Origin of the sequence: Streptomyces sp. NPDC007264 (assembly GCF_042869095.1) — a bacterium.
Lineage (GTDB): Bacteria > Actinomycetota > Actinomycetes > Streptomycetales > Streptomycetaceae > Streptomyces.
In genome coordinates this window covers 227,677-248,161 of record NZ_JBIAFD010000011.1, presented here as the reverse complement: position 1 = coordinate 248,161, position 20,485 = coordinate 227,677, and the positions used below count along the sequence as shown (strand labels likewise).

Genomic DNA, 20,485 nt, shown 5'->3' with positions numbered 1-20,485 from the left:
GGCGCGGGCACGGGTTCGAACCGCGGGTAACCCCCGGTCGGGGGTCACCGGGCCGGTCACGCGGGGGCGCCGAGCTCCGCCCACACGGTCTTGCCGGCCGTTCCGGGCGTGCGCACGACGCCCCAGTCCAGGCAGAGCCGCTGCACGATGAACATGCCGTGGCCGCCGGGGCGTCCGGCGCGGTGCGGGGTGCGCGGGGCGGGCTGGCCCGCGCCCTTGTCGGACACCTCGATGCGCAGCACCTTGTTGTCGCACCCGATCCTCAGCTCGTCGGGGCCCTCGGCGTGCAGACACGCGTTGGTGACGAGCTCGGAGACGACGAGCAGCACATCCTCGGCGGCGGCCCGCTGGTCGGCGGTGGCGGAGGGCAGCCAGCCCCACGCGTACAGCGCCTGGCGGGCGAAGTCGCGCGCCAGCGGGACGACTCCGCTCTCCCCCTCGAGGCTCAGCCTGCGGACCTGCCCCGTCGAGGGGCGCGCCTGCTCGCCGGGCGCCCGGGACGAGGCACCCTCACCGGACGCTCCCCGGGCGGGCGTTCCGGAAGCGCCGCTCCGCCCGGGGCCGCGGTCGCCCGGCGAGTGGGGCCGGGTGGTGCTCATCAGCGCTTCACCTCACCGATTCACCTGTTCACGATTCAAGTCTCAGTACGGAGATCGGCGGTGTTTCCGTCGATCGTTGCTCGCGCCGTTCGCGTCCGGCCCCTTCCGTCGGGGCTTCCGGCGTCGGTGCCGACATGTTCAGCATGTCTCCTGCCCGACCGGATCGCCGGAACACCCCGGGATTCGGGCCGGACCTGTGACGCGCGTAACGCGCCCGTCACGGTGGAAATCCGGCAGGGACCCGTCGCCGCCTCCCCTACTCGGCCAGGGCCGCGTCCAGCGTGTCGTGGACGGTGAAGACGGCGTCCGCCCCGGTGATCTCGAAGACCCGGGCCACCACCGGCAGCATCCCGGCCAGATGGACCCCGCCGCCGGCGGCCTCGGCCTTCAGCCGGGCACCGAGCAGTACGTTCAGCCCGGTGGAGTCGCAGAACTCCAGGCGTGAACAGTCCACGACGAGGCGTGAGAGCCCCTTCTCCAGGCAGTCGTCGAGCGGTTCGCGCAACAGATCGGCGGTGTGGTGATCGAGCTCACCCGCCGGGGTCACGACGGCGCTCGTGCCCTCTTGCCGCACCTCGACCAAAAGCCGGCCCGACTGTGCGCTGCCGACCGTCCCGCGGTCCATGCCGTCTCTCTCCCGACCGTCGTGGCTGTTGGTGACGCCCCCGCACACTACGCCTTCCGTACGTCTCCCGACACTCGAACAACCTCGCAAATTCGGGCATTTCGCCACAGAATGCACTTGCGGTGAGTCGGCGAATGCCGGTAGGGCTAGTAGGGACACCCAGTCGACCAGGCCGGCTTTGGAGGCGCCGCACACGGCAGTGCACGTATGGGCATCGGCAGCCATATGCCGAGAACGATGGAGGACATCATGTCATCCCGGCTCGACGCATCGCAGACCCAGAGGGCGACGTCGGCACTCCCCCCACAGCGATCGGACCGCGACCGCGCAGGCGCCTTCGCCGACCGTGGCGCTCCCACCGGGCCCGAGGGTCTCACCGGCCCCAAAAACCCCACCCCGTCCGACGGATCCGCCGCACCCGAGGGCCTCGCCGGACTTCCGGAGATCCCCCCGTACGACGAGGTGGGACCGGTGGACGCGCGGGCCCTGTCCAAGACGCTCTTCGAACGGCTGGAGTCGCTCGAAGAAGGCACCCACGAGTACGCGTACGTCCGCAACACGCTCGTCGAACTCAACCTGGCCCTGGTGAAGTTCGCCGCCGGCCGCTTCCGCTCGCGCAGCGAGCCCATGGAGGACATCATCCAGGTCGGCACGATCGGCCTGATCAAGGCGATCGACCGCTTCGAACTCAGCCGCGGGGTCGAGTTCCCCACCTTCGCGATGCCGACGATCATCGGCGAGATCAAGCGCTTCTTCCGCGACACGTCCTGGTCCGTGCGCGTTCCGCGGCGGCTCCAGGAACTCCGGCTCGACCTGGCGAAGGCGGGCGACGACCTCGCCCAGCAACTGGACCGCGCCCCGACGGTCACCGAACTCGCCGAGCGCCTGGGCATCTCGAACGACGAGGTCGTCGAGGGCATGGCGGCCTCGAACGCCTACACGGCGAGCTCCCTCGACGCACAGCCGGAGGAGGACGACTCCGAGAGCGCGCTCGCGGACCGCATCGGCTACGAGGACCACGGCCTCGAAGGCATCGAGTACGTCGAGTCGTTGAAGCCCCTGATCGCCGAACTGCCCTCGCGCGACCGGAAGATCCTGTCGCTGCGGTTCGTGGCCAACATGACGCAGTCGGAGATAGGCGACGAGCTGGGCATCTCGCAGATGCATGTGTCGCGGCTGCTGTCCCGCACGCTGGTGAGACTGCGGAAGGGGCTCACCGTCGAGGAGTGACGGGCCGCCATCCGGCGCCGCCCCACGCAACTCGACCCCCCACCGCCCGGGTTGCATGGGGCGGCACCGGCGCGTCGGCCCTCGTGCGCCGGTGCCGCTCGTTCGCCGCACCGCACTTCGGTTACCGCCGGGAACCCCCTTTTCCCCAGGGTGCCCTTCCACCACTATGGTCACCCCGTACCGGCCGGTGCCCCTGGGTCGCAGGCATGCCCGCCGGCGGGAGCAGTGTGCGAGGAGGCACGGGGATGGCCCGGTCGGAGCGGGACGACGACGACATCGAGGCCACCGGCGGTGGTATGCACAGCGAGGTGTCCGACGCCCGGCTGACCGAGCTGCTGCGGGCCGACACCCCGGGCGCGTGTCCGGCCCTGCGCGAGCTGCGGACGCGTCACCGCCCCGCGGTGCTCGCGTACGCACGCCTGTGCGCGGTCGACGAGACCGCGGCCCGCCAGCTGACCGCCCAGACGTTCACGCTCGCCGCCCGCGACACCGCCCGCGGCAACGATCCGCACGGCCCGTGGCGCCACCAACTCCTGCTGCTGACGGGGCGGGTGGCGGCCTCGTGGGCCACGGACGGCGAACGGGCCTCCCGCCTCGACGCCGGCCTGCTGCGGCTGCTGCGCGCGGCCGGGTCAGAGGGTCTCGTCCCGCCCATGCTCGCCGCGTTCCAGGCGCTTCCGGTCCGGGTGCAGGGCATGGTCTGGTACGGGGTCGTCGAGGAGCAGCCGGCGGAGCGCACGGCCGGGCTGCTCGGCGTGTCCGCGCAGGACGTGGCGTACGGCACCGAACCCGCGTTCCAGTCGCTGCGCCAGTCCCTGCTCAGGACCCGGCTGGCCGCCTCCGGCAATCCGCGCTGCCAGGACTTCCGGCGGCTGATCGAGGAGTCCGTACGCCCCGGCAGCCCGCGCTACAGCGCCGATCTGCACGCCCACATGACGCTCTGCGCACACTGCGCCCTCGCGTACGAGGAGCTGTCGCAGTTGCGCGACACACCGCGCACGGCGCTGGCGGAGGGCCTGCTCCCCTGGGGCGGCACGGCGTACGTGGGCGACACGGACCGGGGGAACGCGGCCGGCGCGCCCGGGGCGGCGCGCTGGTGGCCGGCGCGGCGCACCGCGCTGGCCGCGACGGCCACCGCGGCGGCGCTGACCCCCCTGCTGATCTACCTCCTCGCCTCCGGCGGCTCCGAACCGGCACGGACCGCGAGCACCGTACGCACCCCGCCACCGGCGCCCGCGGTGACGGTGACGGCGACCGTCTCGACGACGCCGTCGCCCTCCCCGACGCCGAGGCGGACATCGCCGGCCCGGCCGCCGGCTCCGGCGCCTTCCAGGACGAAGAGCCCGTCACCGACGCCGAAACCGAAGCCGAAGCCTCCCGCGGCGCACCCCCCGAACGGAACGTACGCCCAGGTCGTGAACGTCGCCTCCGGGCAGTGCCTGGACATCCGCGACGGGAACATGGACCTGGGCACGGACGTCGTCACGGCGCCCTGCACCTCGTCCCCCACCCAGCGCTGGCGCGTGGACAGCGCACGCGGCGTCCTCCAGTCGTACGCCGACCCCGGCTTCTGCCTGGACAGCCGGGGCTCCGCCTACCGGGGGGTCGGCATCTGGGAGTGCTCCGCCGTCTACGGCTCCAACGGCCGGAACCTGCGCTTCACGGTCGACTCCCGCGGGGTGATCCGCCCGGGGATCGCCCCCGATCACGCGGTCACGCCGTACGGCGGTGACACCCTGTTCCTGCTGCCGGACCGGGGCGACGACGCCCAGCGGTGGAAGGCGGGCGCGTCCTGACCCCCACGTGTGTCCGTCAGACCTCGCGCACGCCCCGCCGCCACACCTGCGACACCAGGGGCACCCCCGGGCGGTAGGCCAGGTGGACGTGACTCGGCGCGTCGAGGACCGCCAGGTCCGCGTACGCGCCCGGGGCGATGCGGCCGATGTCCGTGCGGCGCAGGGCCCGGGCCCCTCCCGCGGTGGCCGACCACACGGCTTCGTCCGGGGTCATGCCCATGTCCCGTACGGCCAGGGCGATGCAGAACGGCACCGAGGACGTGAAGGACGAGCCCGGGTTGCAGTCCGTCGACAGGGCGACGGTGACGCCCGCGTCGAGCAGGCGGCGGGCGTCGGGCCACCGCGCCCGCGTCGAGAACTCGGCGCCGGGCAGCAGGGTGGCGACCGTGCGGCTGTTGGCGAGCGCGTCCACATCGGCGTCCGTCAGGTGCGTGCAGTGGTCGGCGCTGGCCGCGTCGAGCTCGACGGCGAGCCGCACGCCCGGGCCGTACGACAGCTGGTTGGCGTGCACGCGCGGATGCAGGCCCTTCGCCCTGCCCGCGGTGAGGATCGCGCGGGCCTGGTCGCCGTCGAAGGCGCCCTTCTCGCAGAAGACGTCGATCCACCGCGCGTACGGGGCGCAGGCGTCGAGCATCTCACCGCTGACCAGCGCCACGTAGGCGGCGGGGTCGTCGGCGTGGTCCGGGGGGACGATGTGGGCGCCGAGGTAGGTGACCTCGTCCGTGTGCTCGGCGGCGAGGCGCAGGGCGCGCGCCTCGTCGTCGACGGTGAGGCCGTAGCCGGACTTCGTCTCGAGGGTGGTGGTGCCCTGGCGGAGGGCCTCGGCGAGGTAGCGGACGAGGTTGGCCTCCAGCTCGGCGTCCGTCGCGGCCCGCGTCGCCGCCACCGTCGTACGGATGCCTCCGGCCGTGTAGCCGCGGCCCGACATGCGGGCGTTGAACTCCTCGGTGCGGTCTCCCGCGAAGACGAGGTGCGAGTGGGAGTCCACGAAGCCGGGGATCACCGCCCGTCCGCCCGCGTCGACCCGGTTGTCGGTGGCGGGTGCTTTCCTTGACTCACCGGTCCAGGCGACGCGGTCGCCGTCGATGACGACGGCCGCGTCCCGGACCAGACCGAGCGGGGAGGCCCCCGCGCCTGCGAAGGTGCCCGGGCGGGGGGATCCCCCTCCGAAGGAGGGATCGTTGGTGACCAGGGCGGCGATGTTGGTGATGACCGTGCTGCTCATGGTGTCCTCGTGGGTGGCCGGGTGGGCGGTGGACGTCAGGCGCGCAGGGCTTCGACGGCGTCCGCCAGCGCCCGTGGCACATCCGGTACGTGGGCGTGCGCCCCGTCGCGCACGATGTGCCGGCCGCCCACGACCGTATGGCGCACGTCCGCTGCCGTCGCGGCGAATACGGCGGTCTCGGCGCCCAGCCGCGCAGGCGGCCCCGCGGTCCTGACCGAGTCGAGCGCGATCGTCGTGAAGTCGGCGAGCGCGCCGGGCTCCAGGACTCCCGCGCCCTGCCAGCCGAGCGCCGCGTGCCCGTCGGCGGAGGCCGCCCGCAGCAGGGCCGCCGCCGTCCAGTGGCCGCGCGTGCGGGTGCGCAGCCGCTCGTTCAGCTCCATCGCGCGGGCCTCTTCGAACAGATCGATGACGGCGTGGCTGTCGGAGCCGAGCGACAGCGGCGAACCGGCCGCCTGCAGGGCCGCGGCCGGGCCGATGCCGTCCGCGAGGTCCCGCTCGGTGGTGGGGCACATGCAGGTGCCGGTGGCCGTCGAGCCGATCAGCGCGATGTCCTCGTCCGTCAGGTGCGTGTTGTGGACGCCGGTGGTGCGCGGCCCGAGGACGCCGTGGTCGGCGAGCAGTCGGGTCGGGGTGCAGCCGTGGGCCTCCTGGCAGGCGTTGTTCTCCGCCGTCTGCTCGGACAGGTGCACATGGAGCGGGGCGCCGCGCTCCTCCGCCCAGCGCGCCACCGTCGCCAGCTCTCCCGCCGGCACGGCCCGCACGGAATGGACGGCCGCACCGATCCGTGCGTGGTCCCGGTCCTCGAGAGCGGAACAGCGTTCGGCCCAGGCGTCGGCGGTGCCGTCGGAGAAGCGGAGCTGGGGGGCGGTGGGCGGCTGCCCGAAGCCGGAGGAGAGATAGGCGGTGTCGAGGAGGGTGATGCGGATGCCGGCTTCGGCGGCGGCGTCGACGAGGGCCACGCCCATGGCGTTGGGGTCGGCGTACGGGGTGCCCCCGGGGGCGTGGTGCACGTAGTGGAACTCGCCGACGGCGGTGATCCCGGCCAGCGCCATCTCCGCGTACACGGCACGGGCGAGCGCGTGGTACGTCTCCGGAGTCAGCCGCTCGGCGACCTCGTACATGACGTCCCGCCAGGTCCAGAAGGTGCCGGAGCCGACCTGGACCGTGCCGCGCAGCGCGCGGTGGAAGGCGTGCGAGTGGGCGTTCGCCAGGCCGGGGAGGGTGAGCCCGCGGAGGATCTCGGCTCCGGGGGGCGGGGCGCCGGCACCGGTGCGCACCTCGGCGACACGCCCGCCGGACACCTCCAGGACCACACCCGCCTCGACGGCGGCCCCCAGCCGGGCGTGTTCCAGCCAGTACGTCTGCGTCACCTGCGGGTCAGCCCTTCCAGTACGTCGGCGAGTGCGCTCACCCCGGCCAGGCAGTCGTCCTCCGCGGCGAACTCGGCCGGCGAGTGGGAGACGCCCGTGGGATTGCGCACGAACAGCATGGCGGTCGGGACGCTCCCGGCGAGGATCCCGGCGTCGTGTCCGGCACCGGTGCCGAGGACGGGCACGGACAATCCGGCGTCACGGCCGAGGATGCGGGCCAGTTCGTCGCGCAGGGCGGGGTCGAACTCCACGACGGGGGTGAACGACTCGCGGACGACGTCGAGGCCGACGCCGTGGGCCTCCGCGTGCTCCCGGGCCGCGGTCTCGATGCCGGCGACGACGGTGTCGAGCCGTGCCTGGTCGGCGGCGCGGGAGTCGAGCCATCCGCGGACGAGCGAGGGCACGGCGTTGACACCGCCCGGCTCCACGGCGATCTTCCCGAAGGTGGCCACGGCGCCGGCGCGTTCGGCCTCACGGCGGGCGGCGAGGACGGCAGCGGCGTACGGCAGCATGGGGTCGCGGCGGTCCGCGAGCCGTGTGGTGCCCGCGTGGTTGGCCTCGCCGCGGAAGTCGAACCGCCACCGCCCGTGCGGCCAGATGGCGCCGGCGACGCCCACCGGGTCACCGCTCAGGTCGAGGGCCCGCCCCTGCTCCACATGGAGCTCGACGAACGCGCCGATACGGCCGAGCCGTTCCGGATCGGGTCCGAGGGCACCGGGGTCGTACCCGGCGGCCTCCATGGCCCGTGGCAGGGTGACGCCGTCGCCGTCGGTCAGCCGGTGCGCCTGCTCGCGGGTCAGCTGCCCGGCGGCCAGCCGCGACCCGACGCAGGCGAGCCCGAACCGCGCGCCCTCCTCGTCACCGAAGTTGACGATGCCGAACGGCCTGCCGAAGTCGGCGCCCCGCGAGCGCAGTTCGTCGAGTGCGGCGAAGGAGGACACGACCCCGAGGGGTCCGTCGAAGGCACCGCCGTCCGGGACCGAGTCCAGATGGGATCCGGTGACGACGGCGTCGCCCTCCGCAGGGTCCCCCAGCCAGGCCCACTGGTTGCCGTTGCGGTCGACCTCGTAGGCGAGCCCGCGGGCTTCGGCCTGCTCCTTGAACCAGGCCCGGCACTCGGCGTCGGGACCGGTCCAGGCGAAGCGGCGGTAGCCGCCGGAGGCGGAGCTGCGGCCGATCGGCAGCAGCTGGGCCCACATGCCGTGGAAGGTCACGCGTCGTCACCCTCGCGCATCGGCACCCGCACGCCCCGCTCCTCGGCCACCGACTCCGCGATGTCGTACCCGGCGTCCACATGCCGGATGACGCCCATCCCCGGGTCGTTCGTCAGCACCCGGCGGATCTTCTCACCGCCGAGCTTCGTGCCGTCGGCCACCGTCACCTGGCCGGCGTGGAGGGACCGCCCCATGCCGACGCCGCCGCCGTGGTGGATGGACACCCAGGACGCGCCCGACGCCACGTTCACCATGGCGTTGAGCAGGGGCCAGTCCGCGATCGCGTCGGAGCCGTCGAGCATCGCCTCGGTCTCGCGGTAGGGCGAGGCGACGGACCCGCAGTCGAGGTGGTCGCGGCCGATGACGATCGGCGCGGTCAGCTCGCCGCTCGCCACCATGTCGTTGAACCGCTCGCCGGCCCGGTCCCGCTCGCCGTAGCCGAGCCAGCAGATACGGGCGGGCAGGCCCTGGAAGTGCACGCGCTCCCCGGCCAGCCTGATCCAGCGCGCGAGGGACTCGTTCTCGGGGAACAGCTCGAGGATCGCCCGGTCGGTCCTGGCGATGTCGGCCGGGTCGCCGGACAGCGCCGCCCACCGGAAGGGGCCCTTGCCCTCGCAGAACAGCGGCCGGATGTAGGCGGGCACGAAGCCCGGGAAGGCGAAGGCCCGGTCGTACCCGGCGAGCCGGGCCTCGCCGCGGATCGAGTTGCCGTAGTCGAAGACCTCGGCTCCGGCGTCCATGAAGCCGACCATCGCCTCCACGTGCCGGGCCATGGACGCGCGGGCGCGCGTGGTGAAGCCGGCCGGGTCCTTGGCGGCGAAGGCGGCCATGTCCTCGAAGGCGACGCCGGAGGGCAGGTAGGCCAGCGGGTCGTGGGCCGAGGTCTGGTCGGTGACGACGTCGATGGGGGCGCCCATGGCGAGGAGCTGCGGGACGAGATCGGCTGCGTTGCCGAGGACGCCGACGGACAGCGGCCTGCGCTGGTCGCGCGCCTCGACGGCCAGGCTCAGGGCGTGCTCCAGGGAGTCGGCCCGCACGTCCAGGTACCGGTGCTCGATGCGGCGCTCGATGGCGCGCGGGTCGCAGTCGATGCAGATCGCGACGCCGTCGTTCATGGTGACGGCCAGCGGCTGGGCACCGCCCATGCCGCCGAGTCCGGCCGTCAGCGTGATGGTTCCGGCCAGCGAGCCGCCGAACCTCTTCGCGGCGACGGCGGCGAACGTCTCGTAGGTGCCCTGGAGGATGCCCTGCGTGCCGATGTAGATCCACGAACCTGCGGTCATCTGCCCGTACATGGTCAGGCCGAGGGCCTCCAGGCGGCGGAACTCCTCCCAGGTGGCCCAGTCGCCGACGAGGTTGGAGTTGGCGATGAGGACGCGCGGCGCCCACTCGTGGGTCTGCATGACGCCGACGGGACGGCCGGACTGGACGAGCATCGTCTCGTCCTGCTTGAGGGTCTTCAGCGTGCGGACCATCGCGTCGAAGGAGCGCCAGTCGCGCGCGGCCTTGCCGGTGCCGCCGTAGACCACGAGCTTGTCGGGGTGCTCGGCGACCTCGGGGTCGAGGTTGTTCTGCAGCATCCGCAGGGCGGCCTCCTGCTGCCATCCCAGGGCGCTCGGTTCCGTGCCGCGCGGCGCTCGGACTGGACGGGGCCCGGGTCCTGACATGGTCTGCCTCCTGGGTGACGGTCGCACGCGGCCGGGGGGCGCGCGGGACTGTTGCTACCGATATTCACATCCTGACGCGCTGAATAGAGTTAGTCAATACAGGTGTGCGCCAGCGGGGCACGGGCCGGGATGTTTGGCTGGAGGAGGTACCGCCGACGGCGACACGGGGACGGGGACGCGGTGGAGATGACGGACAGCGGAACGGGGCGGACGAGCGGGACGGCGCACCACCCGGACGCCGAGCGGGTGGCGCGCCGGGACCGGGCCGTGCGCGGCGCGGTCGAGCGGGGTCTGCTGGGGCCGGGCGCCCCCGTCGTCGGCCTCCTGGACGTCGTCGGCATCCGGGACGCGGCGGCGGCGCTGCGGGCGGCGTTCGACGCGGTGGCGGCGCCGGGCACACCGGTGCTGCACGCCTTCGCGGTGAAGGCGACACCGCTCGTCCCGGTGCTGCGGCTGCTGCGCGAGGCGGGCATCGGCGCGGAGGTGGCGAGCCCCGGGGAGCTGGCGCTGGCCCGGGCGGCCGGCGTGCCGCCGGAGCACATCGTGCTGGACTCGCCCGCCAAGACGGCCGAGGAGCTGAGGCAGGCGCTGGCCCTGGGCGTCGCGGTCAACGCGGACAGCCCGCAGGAGCTGGCACGGATCGACGCCCTCGTCCGCGCCGGGCACACGGACTCCCCGCTGGGGATCCGGGTGAATCCGCAGATCGGGGCGGGTTCCATCGAGGCGCTGTCCACGGCGACGGCCACGTCCAAGTTCGGCGTGGCGCTGCGCGACGAGGGGGCGCGCGCGTGGCTGTTGCGCGCGTACGCCGACCGGCCCTGGCTGACCCGGCTGCACGCGCACTCCGGTTCTCAGGGCGTCCCGCTGTCGCTGATGGCACGGGGCATCGCGGAGGCGTACGCGCTCGCCGAGGAGATCAACGGGCACGCCGGACGACGGCAGATCGACACGATCGACATCGGCGGCGGGCTGCACGTCAACTTCGGCTCCGACGTCACGACCCCGACGTATGCGCAGTACGCGCGGCTGCTGGCGGAGGTGGTGCCGGGGCTGTTCGACGGGAGGTACGGGCTGGTCACGGAGTTCGGACGGTCCCTGCTGGCGAAGAACGGGACGGTGGTGGCGCGGGTGGAGTACACCAAGCGCGCGGGCGGCCGGGCCGTGGCGGTGACGCACGCGGGGGTCCAGGTGGCGGTGCGGACGGTGTACGCGCCGAAGTCCTGGCCGCTGCGGATCCGGGCGTACGACGCGAAGGGGCGGCCGAAGGAGGGGCCCGGGGTGGTGCAGGACGTGGCGGGACCGGCGTGCTTCGCCGGCGACCTGCTGGCGCAGGCGCACACGCTGCCGCTGCTGGAGCAGGGCGACCACGTCGCGGCGCTGGACACCGGGGCGTACTACTTCGCGCACCACTACGGGTACAACTCACTGCCCCGGCCGGGGGTGTACGGCTACACGCCGGACGGGGGCGGTGGGGTCCGGTTCGCGGTCGTACGGGCGCCGCAGTCCGTCGAGGACATCGTGGCGGAGTCGGGCGGGGGGCACGCGGACGCACTGACGGAGCTCCGAGGGGCGTGAGGGCCCTGCGGGGGGTACCCGCGGCCGGGCGTCCCGTCGGCCCGGCCTCCCCGTGCGCCTCCCCGTGCACGGCCCGGGCGCAGGCGTGGGTTCCGCGCAGCCGTCACCCGCGCACACCGGCGAAGCCCCCGCCCCCACGGGGGCTCTGCCGCCCTTCACCGATCCCCACATCACGTTGCTGAAGAGGCTGAGGGATGCGCTGGAGGCCCTTTGACCGGCTCGAACGGCAACGCCCCGCCGAGAGGAGACCCCTGATGGACGCGGAGCCCGAGGTCCTCGACGAACTCCGCCGACTGAGAACCCGCATCCCCCAGCTGACCGGCGCCCTCGCCGCCAGCGTCGACGGGCTGGTGCTCGCCCAGGACACCCCCGGCGTCGAACCGGAGGGGGTCGCGGCACTCACCGCCGCCGCCCTGGGCGTCGCCGCACGGATGACGGACGCGACCGGGCAGGGCGACTTCCGCGAACTGCTCGTCCGCGGTGTCCACGGCTATGTGGCCACGTACGCGGCGGGCCGCGGCGCCGTCCTGACGCTGCTGGCGCAGGACCGCGTCAACGTCGGCCGGCTGCACCTGGAGGGCCGGCGTGCCGGCACCCGTATCGGGGAGCTGGTCGACGAAGCCGCCGCACGGGCCGAGCCGCCGGCCCAGGCCCGCGCCGCCCGGGCCACCGCCAGGACCACCACCGGGTCCGCGCCCACGCGGACCCGCACCGCGCGCACCCCCGCGAGCCCACGCTCGGCCGCGAACGTGCGCACCACCACCGAAAGTTGAAAGGACACACTCCGACATGGCCAACACCGAAACCGCGCTGAAAGAGGCCCTCGCCTCCATCGAGGGCGCGACCGGAGCCGCTCTCGTCGACTACACCAGCGGCATGGCGCTGGGCACCATGGGCGGCAGCAAGAGCTTCGACCTCACGGTCGCCGCCGCCGGCAACACCGATGTCGTACGCGCCAAGCTGCGCACCATGGAGCACCTCGGACTCAAGGGGCAGATCGAGGACATCCTGATCACGCTGAGCGACCAGTACCACCTGATCCGGCTGCTCAGCGGCCGCGGCGGCAACGGCCTGTTCCTCTACCTCGTCCTCGACTCCAAGCGCGCCAACCTGGCGATGGCCCGCCACCAGCTGAAGAAGATCGAGGAGGACCTGGAGGTCTGACCCTCAGGACCCGGCCCGTTCCGTCCCCAGCGCGCTACACCGGCGCGGCGGCACGGCGGCGCGCCCCGCCCGGGGCCGCGTCGCCGGCCGCGATGCCGGTGCTGCGGTAGCCCTCGACCCGCTTGCCCGCGGGCGCGCCGCCCCGGCCGTCGAGCCGGTCGACGCGCACCCACAGCAGCACCTCCTCGGCGTGCTCCCGACGGCCGAGCCAGGCGGCCTTCAGGCGCAACCCGGCGCCGGTCCCGGCGAGCAGCATGCCGCCGGCGGCGGGCACCGCGGCGGAGCCGGCGAGCGCCACGACGAAGGCGGCGAGCAGCCACCACCGGTGGCCGCGCCGCCAGGTCCGGACGGTGACCGCGCGGTCCTGGAGCACGTCGTACCTGCCGGCCCGGGCGGCGTCACGGGTGAGTGCGGCGTACCGCCCGCGGCGCGTGCCGGCGACGGCGGCGGCCGCGACGACGAACAGCGCGGCCCCGGCCAGGATGCCGATCCGGCGTCCGGTCACTCCCGGCACGAACAACCCGACACCCGCCGCGAACACCCCGAGCCACCACAGCGGGGCGGCTCCCGCCCGTACCACGACGGCCACTCGGGCCAGACCCTGTCCTCCGCGCACCACGTTCGGCCTCCCGTCTCGTCCTGTGAAGCGCCTCAGCGCGCGCAGGCTAGCGGCCGAAGGTGAGACGAGCCTGAAAAAACCCGGGTTCCGGGAAACCCGGGTCCGGCGGGCCGAAGCCCGAAGTCCGGGCCCGGGAGGGCTACTCCACGAACAGTCCCCGGGCCGCCGCCCGCGTGTCGAACTCCTCCAGCCGGGCCTGGGCGTCCGGCAGGTCGTCGCACATCGCCTCCAGCAGGACCCGCCCCAGCAGCATCGGCGCGCAGGCGGTGTCGAAGGCGAGCCCGGTGCCGACGGCCGCCGGCAGCAGCAGGTCGGAGGACTTCGCGACCGGCGCGAAGGCGGAGTCGGCGACGGTGACCACCGTCAGCCCGGCCTCCTTCGCGTATGCCAGCGCGTCCACGACCTCGCGCGGGTGCCGGGGCAGCGCGAAGCACAGCACGGCGCTCGCACCCGCCCGTACCGCCGCGTCCATGCGGTCGTGCAGCATCGTGCCGCCCTCGTCGAGCAGCCGGACGTCCGGGTGGACCTTGGCGGCGAAGTACGCGAAGCCGTACGCCTGGGCGGCCGCGGCCCGCAGCCCGAGGACGGCCAGGGGGCGCGAGGCGGCGAGGATCCGTCCGGCCTTCCGCACCGGCCGCGGGTCGGCCAGCACCTCCGCCAGATGCCTCAGGTTCTCGATCTCGGCCTCGACGGCCTGCTGGTACTCGTTGCGGGAGCCCGGGGACGGCGCCTGCTCGGCGGGCGCGACCTCGCGCAGGTACTTGCGCAGCGCCGGGTAGCCGTCGAAGCCGAGCGCGACCGCGAAGCGGGTGACGGACGGCTGGCTGACCCCGGCCAGTTCGGCCAGTTCGACGCTCGACAGGAACGGCACGTCGGCGGCCCGTCGCACCATGCTGTGCGCGATGCGCCGCTGGGTCGGCGTGAGCCGGTGCCCCTCGAAGAGCGCCTGCAGCCGTGCGGCAGGGCTGTCGGTCACGCTCATGACGTGCTCCCCCTCCAGATCTCCGTGCACCGGTCGAGCAGCCGGACCACCGCTGGGAGGCTATTCAAACACCAATGCCCCTGCATGGCGATATGCAATCCGGGCATGCGCCGCTCCCCGCCCCCCGTAACACGGGGGTTAGCCCCAGTGCGGCGTATGTCGTCGACTGCCTACCGTGGGCCGCATGACCGGTATGGACGCACAGGACACCGACCTGAAGAAGGAACTCGACGCCACCTTGCAGGCCCGCAGGGAACTGGGCGAGGAGTACGAATCGGCGCTGGTCGAATCCTTCCTGGAGAAGGTGGACCAGCGCATCGACGGTGCGGTGGACCGCCGGGTGCGGCGCGGGCTGGCCGAGCAGCAGATGGTCGTCGCCCGGGGCGCCCGCTCCCCGCGGGCGACGGACTCCTGGGGGGAGCGGTTCGGATTCGGCATCGTGTCGCTGGTGCTGGCGGTCCCGCTGTCCGCGATCGGGGGCGGCGTCGCGCACCTGCCCGGTCTGCTGGTGACCTGGGTGGGCATCGTCGGGGTCAACGCGTTCCAGGCCGTGCGCACCACCCCCGGCCTCTTCGGGCGCCGCCGCAGGTCCGGCCAGGACACCGACTGGCAGGACTGACCCGCACCGCCGGGCCCGGAGACGCGGGGGAAGAAGACGCCGGCCGGTGGCGCGGGGACAGAGACCACTGGCACGGGGACAGGGATACGGGCGGGGACAGAGATGTGCGCGGGGACCGCCGCACCCCCATAGCTGGGGGGCGGGACGACGGCGGTCCCCGCGAGGGACGCGGGCCGGGTCAGGGCCGGGCTTGCGCGTCCGTGGCGTCCATGGAGGTCCGGGAGCCGCTCCGGAGGTCCTTGGCGCCGTTTCGGTTGCCGACCGGGGCGGGGAGAGCCTCCCCCAGCGCTTCACGCCTGGGAGGTACCTCCGCGGCCCTGCCGACACCCACTAATGTGCCGGACCCGTGTTAAGCGGGTGCTGCGTGCACGTGACGCGCTCGTACCACTTCCGCGAAGCCCCGCACCCGCCCGTCACCGAAAGTTCGCCGCCGACACGGTCGGTTCACCGGACGCTTGCTACTGTTTCCCGCCCTTGGCCAGGAATGCCAGCAGGTCCTGCCGGCTGATCACCCCGGTCGGCTTGCCCTCGACGAGGACGATCGCCGCGTCGGCCCTGCCGAGCACCGACATCAGGTCCGCGACCGGCTCGCCGGAGCCCACCTGCGGCAGCGGCGCGGACATGTGCTTCTCCAGCGGGTCGTCGAGCGAGGCCCGCTTGGTGAACAGGGCGTCCAGCAGCTCCCGTTCCACGACGGACCCCACGACCTCGGCGGCCATCACGTCCGGGTGGCCCGCGCCCGGCTTGACGATCGGCATCTGCGAGACGCCGTACTCGCGCAGCACCTCGATGGCCTGTCCCACCGTCTCGTCGGGGTGCATGTGGACGAGTGAGGGGATGGAGCCGCCCGCCTTGTCGTCGAGCACGTCCGCGACCCGCGCGCTGGGGCCGGTGTCCTCCAGGAAGCCGTAGTCGGCCATCCACTCGTCGTTGAAGATCTTGCTCAGGTAGCCGCGCCCGCTGTCCGGCAGCAGCACCACCACGACGTCGTCCGGCCCGAGCCGCTCCGCGACCCGCAGCGCCGCCACCACCGCCATGCCGCACGAGCCGCCGACCAGCAGGCCCTCCTCCCTGGCCAGCCGCCGGGTCATCTGGAAGGAGTCCTTGTCGGACACGGCGACGACCTCGTCGGCGACGCTCCGGTCGTAGGCGTCCGGCCAGAAGTCCTCACCCACGCCCTCGACGAGGTACGGGCGCCCGGACCCGCCGGAGTACACGGAGCCCTCGGGGTCGGCGCCGATGACCTCGACACGTCCGTCGCTGACCTCCTTCAGATAGCGCCCGGTGCCGGAGATGGTCCCCCCGGTGCCGACGCCGGCGACGAAGTGGGTGATCTTCCCCTCCGTCTGCTCCCACAGCTCGGGGCCGGTCGAGTGATAGTGGGACAGGGGGTTGTTGGGGTTGGAGTACTGGTCCGGCTTCCAGGCGCCGGGAGTCTCACGGACGAGCCGGTCGGAGACGTTGTAGTAGGAGTCAGGGTGTTCGGGGGCCACCGCCGTCGGGCACACCACCACTTCGGCGCCGTATGCGCGCAGTACGTTGATCTTGTCGGTGGACACCTTGTCGGGGCAGACGAAGATGCACTTGTAGCCCTTCTCCTGGGCCACGATCGCCAGCCCCACCCCCGTGTTCCCGCTGGTCGGCTCGACGATCGTGCCTCCCGGCTTCAGCTCGCCGCTCTGCTCGGCCGCCTCGATCATGCGCAGGGCGATGCGGTCCTTCACGGAACCGCCGGGATTGAAGTACTCGACCTTCGCGAGGACTGTCGCCTGGATGCCGGCGGTCACGCGGTTGAGCCTGACCAGCGGGGTGTTGCCGACCAGGCTGATCATCGAGTCGTGGAATCGCACCGTTGTCTCCGGTTGCTGCAAAAGATGTGGTCGTGATGATGCCGCCAGCGTAAGGGCTCCCGCCCCCGGCACGGCCCGCGGACGCGGGCCGTGCCGGGCGTTCACGTCCGGTTGAGATTGGGCGACGGTGCGTACGGGGCAAGCACAGGGTGAAGGGCTACGAGGAGGTGGCGGCGACGCATGTCGAGCATGTCGAGGGCGAGGGTGGCCCGGCGCATCGCGGCGGGGGCGGCGTACGGCGGCGGTGGGATCGGCCTGGTCGGCGCGGCCACCGTCGGTCTCGTGCTGGCCGAGGTGCAGTTGGCCAAGCGCCAGGTGGGCAACGGGGACAGCCCGTACCCGCCGAGCCCGGAGGGTCTGTACGGATGGGGACCCTCCCGCTCGCCCGAGGCCGGGTCAGGACACACCGCCCCGGACGGACCGTCGCTCCGGCTGACCATGCTCGGCGACTCCACGGCCGTGGGACAGGGCGTGCGCCGCTACCGGCAGACGCCGGGCGCGCTGCTGGCGTCGGGTCTGGCGGCGGTGGCGGAGCGCCCGGTGGAGCTGCGTGTCGTGGCGGTCCCGGGGGCGCAGTCAGATGATCTGGACCGCCAGGTGGCCCTCGCCCTGGAGGACCAGGACCGGATCCCCGACGTCTGCGTGATCATGATCGGTGCGAACGACGTGACCCACCGCATGCCGCCGACGCGCTCGGTCCGCCATCTGTCCACGGCGGTACGGCGTCTGCGCACGGCCGGCGCGGAGGTGGTGGTCGGCACCTGCCCCGACCTGGGCACGATCGAGCCGGTCCAGCAGCCCCTGCGCTGGCTGGCCCGCCGGGCCTCCCGCCAGCTGGCCGCGGCCCAGACCATCGGGGTCGTCGAGCAGGGCGGCCGCACGGTGTCGCTGGGCGACCTGCTGGGCCCCGAGTTCGCGGCGAACCCGCGCGAACTCTTCGGCCCGGACAACTACCACCCCTCCGCGGAGGGGTACGCCACCGCGGCGATGGCGGTCCTGCCGACGGTCTGCGCGACCCTGGGCCTGTGGCCGGCGGAGGAGGAGCGCCCGGACGTGTCCCGCCGCGAGGGCTTCCTCCCGGTGGCCCGCGCCGCGGCCGAGGCCGCGTCGGAGGCGGGTACGGAGGTCACGGCCGCCATGCCGACCGGTCCGCGGGGGCCCTGGGCGCTCCTCAAGCGCAGGCGCCGCCGCCGTCTGCCCACCCCGGAGGCGGAGCCGGCCCCGGCCACGGAGTCCACGGCCTGACCACGGAGTCCACGGCCTGACCGGGGACTTCGCCCCTCTCTCCCTGCCCGGGCGCCGGGCGCCACCGGTCGTCCGGGCGCCGGGTGTCCGGCACGGGAGGACCCGGCCGCCCGGCACCGGAGGAGCCGGGCGGCCGGGCCGGGGCGGGGTCCTGGGTGTCGTCCCATCGGAGCCGGAAAAAGCAAGCGCTTGGAAAGTGCGGCCCGAGTCACACCGCCACGCTCGTGACCTCCACGGTACGTACAGGTAACTTCCCTCACAGCCCTGCCTCCCCTCGTCCAATGGAGCCGTGATGCCCGAAGCCGTCATCGTCTCGACCGCCCGTTCCCCCATCGGCCGCGCCTTCAAGGGCTCCCTCAAGGACCTCCGCCCGGACGACCTCACCGCCACGATCATCCAGGCCGCCCTCGCCAAGGTCCCCGAGCTGGACCCGAAGGACATCGACGACCTGATGCTGGGCTGCGGCCTCCCCGGCGGCGAGCAGGGCCACAACCTCGGCCGCATCGTCGCCGTGCAGATGGGGATGGACCACCTGCCGGGCTGCACGATCACCCGCTACTGCTCCTCCTCCCTGCAGACCTCCCGCATGGCCCTGCACGCCATCAAGGCCGGCGAGGGCGACGTCTTCATCTCCGCGGGCGTCGAGATGGTCAGCCGCAGCGTCAAGGGCACCTCCGACGGCCTCCCGGACACCCACAACCCCCTCTTCGCCGAGGCCGAGGCCCGTACCGCCACCGTCGCCGAGTCCGAGGGCGCCGACTGGCACGACCCCCGCGAGGACGGCCTCGTCCCCGACCCGTACATCTCCATGGGCCAGACCGCGGAGAACCTGGCCCGTCTCAAGGGCGTCACCCGCGAGGAGATGGACGAGTTCGGCGTGCGCTCGCAGAACCTCGCCGAGCAGGCCATCGCCAAGGGCTTCTGGGAGCGCGAGATCACCCCGGTGACCCTCCCGGACGGCACGGTCGTCGGCAAGGACGACGGGCCGCGTGCCGGCGTCACGATGGAGGCCGTGGCCGGCCTGAAGCCCGTCTTCCGCCCCGACGGCCGGGTCACGGCCGGCAACTGCTGCCCGCTCAACGACGGCGCCGCGGCGCTGGTCATCATGAGCGACACCAAGGCGCGGGAGCTGGGGCTCACGCCGCTGGCCCGGATCGTGTCCACCGGCGTGTCCGGGCTGTCCCCGGAGATCATGGGCTACGGGCCCGTCGAGGCCAGCAAGCAGGCCCTCCAGCGGGCCGGCCTCACCATCGGCGACATCGACCTCGTCGAGATCAACGAGGCGTTCGCCGCCCAGGTGATCCCCTCCTACCGCGACCTCGGCATCCCGCTGGACAGGCTGAACGTCAACGGCGGCGCCATCGCCATCGGCCACCCCTTCGGCATGACCGGCGCCCGGATCACCGGCACGCTGATCAACTCCCTCCAGTGGCACGACAAGCAGTTCGGGCTGGAGACGATGTGCGTCGGCGGCGGCCAGGGCATGGCGATGATCATCGAGCGCCTCAGCTGACGCAGGCCCCCACGGCCTCGCGCGCTCGCGCGAGGCCCGCAGACCGGCCCGGAGCCCGTTCCCTCGGGGCTTCGGGCCGTTTTGTGATCCAATCTCGCCCAGGATGTGACCTATCTCCCTCCTGGGGCGATTCACGCAGGTCAGGGCCCCTGCGCAGAGACACCCGAGGACCACACCCCTGTCCGTTTCGTGACGTTACGCACTGACAACGGGAAAGTCCGCCCTTCAAGCTGTTGTAGGAAGTCGGGGGTCGACCTTGAACGGGAGTACGTCAGTGAGCGCCATGCCGATTGCTCTGCTGCTCACCACGGCCGCCACCGCGGGCGTGGGCGTCGCCGTCCTGCGCAGCGTGCGGGCGCTGCGCCGGCAGCTCACGGCCCTGCACACCGAGCTCCTGGAGAGGAGCACCGGGCACGTCCGCGGGCGGGTTCCGGCCGCCCGCTCCACCGCCGAGGCGGAAGAGATACGCGCGGCCGTGGCCGAGGCGCTCGCCGAGGAGCGGGAGCGGGAGCTCGCCGAGGCACGTGCCTTCTGGGCCGCCCAGGAGGCGCGTGACATCGCCGACGCCGCCCCCACCGTGCTCGGCCTGCCCGACAGTGAGCTGTTCCTGCCGCGCCAGTCGGACTTCGCGGGCCTGGAGCACGACAGCCTGGAGCCGGTGGCCGAGCCGACGGCCGACGAGAGCGAGTTCGCCGCGGGCACCTCCCCGGACGGAGCCCTGGCGGGAGACTCCCCGGAGCTGGCCGCAGCCCGCCGCCGCCACCCCTCGCACCCCGACTTCGTACCGGCCCCCTCCCCCGTCGTGAACGACCACGAGCGCACCGTCGCCTGCCTCGAGGAACTGGCCGAGGCCCGCACCGAACTCGCCGATGTCCGCCCCGGGCCGCTGGGCACCCTGGACGTCTACGTCTTCGCGGACGGCACGACGCTGTGCCTGACCCCCGGCCACCGCGAGACCGCGGAGCGGCTGGCCGCGGCCCTGAGCGCCGGCCGTTCCCCGGTCCTGCTGGGCGGTTCGAGCCTCTCGGGCGCGTATGCGCTGACCTTCGCGTGCGGCGAGGAGACCGTCTACGTCCTCGCGGACCGCGTCATCGCGTCCCTGTAGCCCCGCGGCGGCGGGTGGTCGCGCCGGCGGACGGTGCCGGCGGACCGGGCGGACACGACAGTGCCCACCGACCGCGCCCCCGATCCC

Annotated in this window: 18 protein-coding genes; 9 read left to right on the top strand and 9 right to left on the bottom strand. The window is 73.4% G+C overall.

Going from position 1 to position 20,485, the window contains the following annotated elements; translation table 11 throughout:
* Positions 1-56 precede the first annotated feature (56 nt).
* Complete coding sequence (locus ACFYMU_RS20980; protein WP_388375043.1) at positions 57-599, bottom strand: ATP-binding protein; 543 nt, start codon at positions 597-599, stop codon at positions 57-59.
* 256 nt (positions 600-855) lie between these two features.
* Positions 856-1,224 (bottom strand): STAS domain-containing protein, encoded by a 369-nt coding sequence (locus tag ACFYMU_RS20975; RefSeq protein ID WP_388375040.1) that lies wholly within the window; start codon positions 1,222-1,224, stop codon positions 856-858.
* Positions 1,225-1,461: 237 nt separating this feature from the next.
* Here ACFYMU_RS20975 and ACFYMU_RS20970 point away from each other — a divergent pair, with 237 nt between their 5' ends.
* Positions 1,462-2,454, top strand: a complete 993-nt coding sequence (locus tag ACFYMU_RS20970) for an RNA polymerase sigma factor SigF (RefSeq protein ID WP_388375037.1) — start codon at positions 1,462-1,464, stop codon at positions 2,452-2,454.
* 245 nt (positions 2,455-2,699) lie between these two features.
* Complete coding sequence (locus tag ACFYMU_RS20965; RefSeq protein WP_388375034.1) at positions 2,700-4,250, top strand: ricin-type beta-trefoil lectin domain protein; 1,551 nt, start codon at positions 2,700-2,702, stop codon at positions 4,248-4,250.
* 16 nt (positions 4,251-4,266) lie between these two features.
* Here the strand turns inward: ACFYMU_RS20965 and hutI are convergent, their stop codons facing one another.
* Genes hutI through hutU form a run of 4 tightly spaced genes read right to left on the bottom strand, consistent with a single transcriptional unit; the run spans position 4,267 to position 9,726 of the window.
* The gene (gene hutI, locus ACFYMU_RS20960) at positions 4,267-5,475 is read right to left on the bottom strand and encodes an imidazolonepropionase (RefSeq protein WP_388375032.1); all 1,209 of its coding nucleotides are present in this window, start codon (positions 5,473-5,475) and stop codon (positions 4,267-4,269) included.
* Between the two features lie 35 nt (positions 5,476-5,510).
* Positions 5,511-6,845, bottom strand: a complete 1,335-nt coding sequence (locus tag ACFYMU_RS20955; protein WP_388375029.1) for a formimidoylglutamate deiminase — start codon at positions 6,843-6,845, stop codon at positions 5,511-5,513.
* Positions 6,842-8,059, bottom strand: a complete 1,218-nt coding sequence (locus ACFYMU_RS20950; protein WP_388375027.1) for an allantoate amidohydrolase — start codon at positions 8,057-8,059, stop codon at positions 6,842-6,844. Before ACFYMU_RS20950 ends, ACFYMU_RS20955 begins: the two co-directional genes overlap by 4 nt.
* Entirely contained in the window at positions 8,056-9,726 is a 1,671-nt protein-coding gene (hutU, locus tag ACFYMU_RS20945; protein WP_388375024.1) for a urocanate hydratase, read from the bottom strand. Before hutU ends, ACFYMU_RS20950 begins: the two co-directional genes overlap by 4 nt.
* 186 nt (positions 9,727-9,912) lie before the next feature.
* On the opposite strand from hutU, the gene ACFYMU_RS20940 reads away from it, so the two are divergent.
* The 3 genes from ACFYMU_RS20940 to ACFYMU_RS20930 all read left to right on the top strand — a co-directional run bounded on the left by ACFYMU_RS20940 (position 9,913) and on the right by ACFYMU_RS20930 (position 12,465).
* On the top strand, positions 9,913-11,301 hold the full coding sequence (locus tag ACFYMU_RS20940; RefSeq protein ID WP_388375021.1) for a diaminopimelate decarboxylase: 1,389 nt from the start codon (positions 9,913-9,915) through the stop codon (positions 11,299-11,301).
* 254 nt (positions 11,302-11,555) lie between these two features.
* The gene (locus tag ACFYMU_RS20935; RefSeq protein WP_388375019.1) at positions 11,556-12,074 is read left to right on the top strand and encodes a roadblock/LC7 domain-containing protein; all 519 of its coding nucleotides are present in this window, start codon (positions 11,556-11,558) and stop codon (positions 12,072-12,074) included.
* Positions 12,075-12,090: 16 nt separating this feature from the next.
* Entirely contained in the window at positions 12,091-12,465 is a 375-nt protein-coding gene (locus ACFYMU_RS20930; protein ID WP_388375018.1) for a hypothetical protein, read from the top strand.
* Between the two features lie 34 nt (positions 12,466-12,499).
* Here ACFYMU_RS20930 and ACFYMU_RS20925 read toward each other — a convergent pair whose 3' ends face one another.
* Both ACFYMU_RS20925 and ACFYMU_RS20920 read right to left on the bottom strand, forming a co-directional pair.
* Positions 12,500-13,084 (bottom strand): hypothetical protein, encoded by a 585-nt coding sequence (locus ACFYMU_RS20925; RefSeq protein ID WP_388375015.1) that lies wholly within the window; start codon positions 13,082-13,084, stop codon positions 12,500-12,502.
* A 139-nt stretch (positions 13,085-13,223) separates the two neighbouring features.
* The gene (locus ACFYMU_RS20920) at positions 13,224-14,066 is read right to left on the bottom strand and encodes a MurR/RpiR family transcriptional regulator (protein WP_388375012.1); all 843 of its coding nucleotides are present in this window, start codon (positions 14,064-14,066) and stop codon (positions 13,224-13,226) included.
* Positions 14,067-14,259: 193 nt separating this feature from the next.
* Between ACFYMU_RS20920 and ACFYMU_RS20915 the strand changes: the two genes are divergently transcribed.
* The gene (locus tag ACFYMU_RS20915; RefSeq protein WP_388375181.1) at positions 14,260-14,685 is read left to right on the top strand and encodes a hypothetical protein; all 426 of its coding nucleotides are present in this window, start codon (positions 14,260-14,262) and stop codon (positions 14,683-14,685) included.
* A gap of 458 nt (positions 14,686-15,143) precedes the next feature.
* Here ACFYMU_RS20915 and ACFYMU_RS20910 read toward each other — a convergent pair whose 3' ends face one another.
* On the bottom strand, positions 15,144-16,535 hold the full coding sequence (locus tag ACFYMU_RS20910; protein ID WP_388375009.1) for a cystathionine beta-synthase: 1,392 nt from the start codon (positions 16,533-16,535) through the stop codon (positions 15,144-15,146).
* Between the two features lie 180 nt (positions 16,536-16,715).
* Between ACFYMU_RS20910 and ACFYMU_RS20905 the strand changes: the two genes are divergently transcribed.
* From ACFYMU_RS20905 to ACFYMU_RS20895, 3 genes are all read left to right on the top strand, one after another.
* Positions 16,716-17,780, top strand: a complete 1,065-nt coding sequence (locus ACFYMU_RS20905; protein WP_388375006.1) for an SGNH/GDSL hydrolase family protein — start codon at positions 16,716-16,718, stop codon at positions 17,778-17,780.
* A gap of 292 nt (positions 17,781-18,072) precedes the next feature.
* Positions 18,073-19,293: an acetyl-CoA C-acetyltransferase gene (locus tag ACFYMU_RS20900; protein WP_388375004.1), complete on the top strand. Its 1,221-nt coding sequence runs from the start codon at positions 18,073-18,075 to the stop codon at positions 19,291-19,293.
* Positions 19,294-19,576: 283 nt separating this feature from the next.
* Positions 19,577-20,398, top strand: coding sequence for a hypothetical protein (locus tag ACFYMU_RS20895; protein ID WP_388375001.1), 822 nt, complete (start codon positions 19,577-19,579; stop codon positions 20,396-20,398).
* Positions 20,399-20,485: the final 87 nt, after the last annotated feature.

Coding starts and splice junctions, on each gene's coding strand:
- ACFYMU_RS20935 (WP_388375019.1), top strand. CDS start 11,556: ATGGACGCGGAGCCCGAGGTCCTCGACGAACTCCGCCGACTGAGAACC.
- ACFYMU_RS20940 (WP_388375021.1), top strand. CDS start 9,913: ATGACGGACAGCGGAACGGGGCGGACGAGCGGGACGGCGCACCACCCG.
- hutI (WP_388375032.1), bottom strand. CDS start 5,475: ATGAGCAGCACGGTCATCACCAACATCGCCGCCCTGGTCACCAACGAT.
- hutU (WP_388375024.1), bottom strand. CDS start 9,726: ATGTCAGGACCCGGGCCCCGTCCAGTCCGAGCGCCGCGCGGCACGGAA.
- ACFYMU_RS20895 (WP_388375001.1), top strand. CDS start 19,577: ATGCCGATTGCTCTGCTGCTCACCACGGCCGCCACCGCGGGCGTGGGC.
- ACFYMU_RS20905 (WP_388375006.1), top strand. CDS start 16,716: ATGTCGAGCATGTCGAGGGCGAGGGTGGCCCGGCGCATCGCGGCGGGG.
- ACFYMU_RS20970 (WP_388375037.1), top strand. CDS start 1,462: ATGGAGGACATCATGTCATCCCGGCTCGACGCATCGCAGACCCAGAGG.
- ACFYMU_RS20915 (WP_388375181.1), top strand. CDS start 14,260: ATGGACGCACAGGACACCGACCTGAAGAAGGAACTCGACGCCACCTTG.
- ACFYMU_RS20920 (WP_388375012.1), bottom strand. CDS start 14,066: ATGAGCGTGACCGACAGCCCTGCCGCACGGCTGCAGGCGCTCTTCGAG.
- ACFYMU_RS20930 (WP_388375018.1), top strand. CDS start 12,091: ATGGCCAACACCGAAACCGCGCTGAAAGAGGCCCTCGCCTCCATCGAG.
- ACFYMU_RS20975 (WP_388375040.1), bottom strand. CDS start 1,224: ATGGACCGCGGGACGGTCGGCAGCGCACAGTCGGGCCGGCTTTTGGTC.
- ACFYMU_RS20980 (WP_388375043.1), bottom strand. CDS start 599: ATGAGCACCACCCGGCCCCACTCGCCGGGCGACCGCGGCCCCGGGCGG.
- ACFYMU_RS20900 (WP_388375004.1), top strand. CDS start 18,073: ATGCCCGAAGCCGTCATCGTCTCGACCGCCCGTTCCCCCATCGGCCGC.
- ACFYMU_RS20965 (WP_388375034.1), top strand. CDS start 2,700: ATGGCCCGGTCGGAGCGGGACGACGACGACATCGAGGCCACCGGCGGT.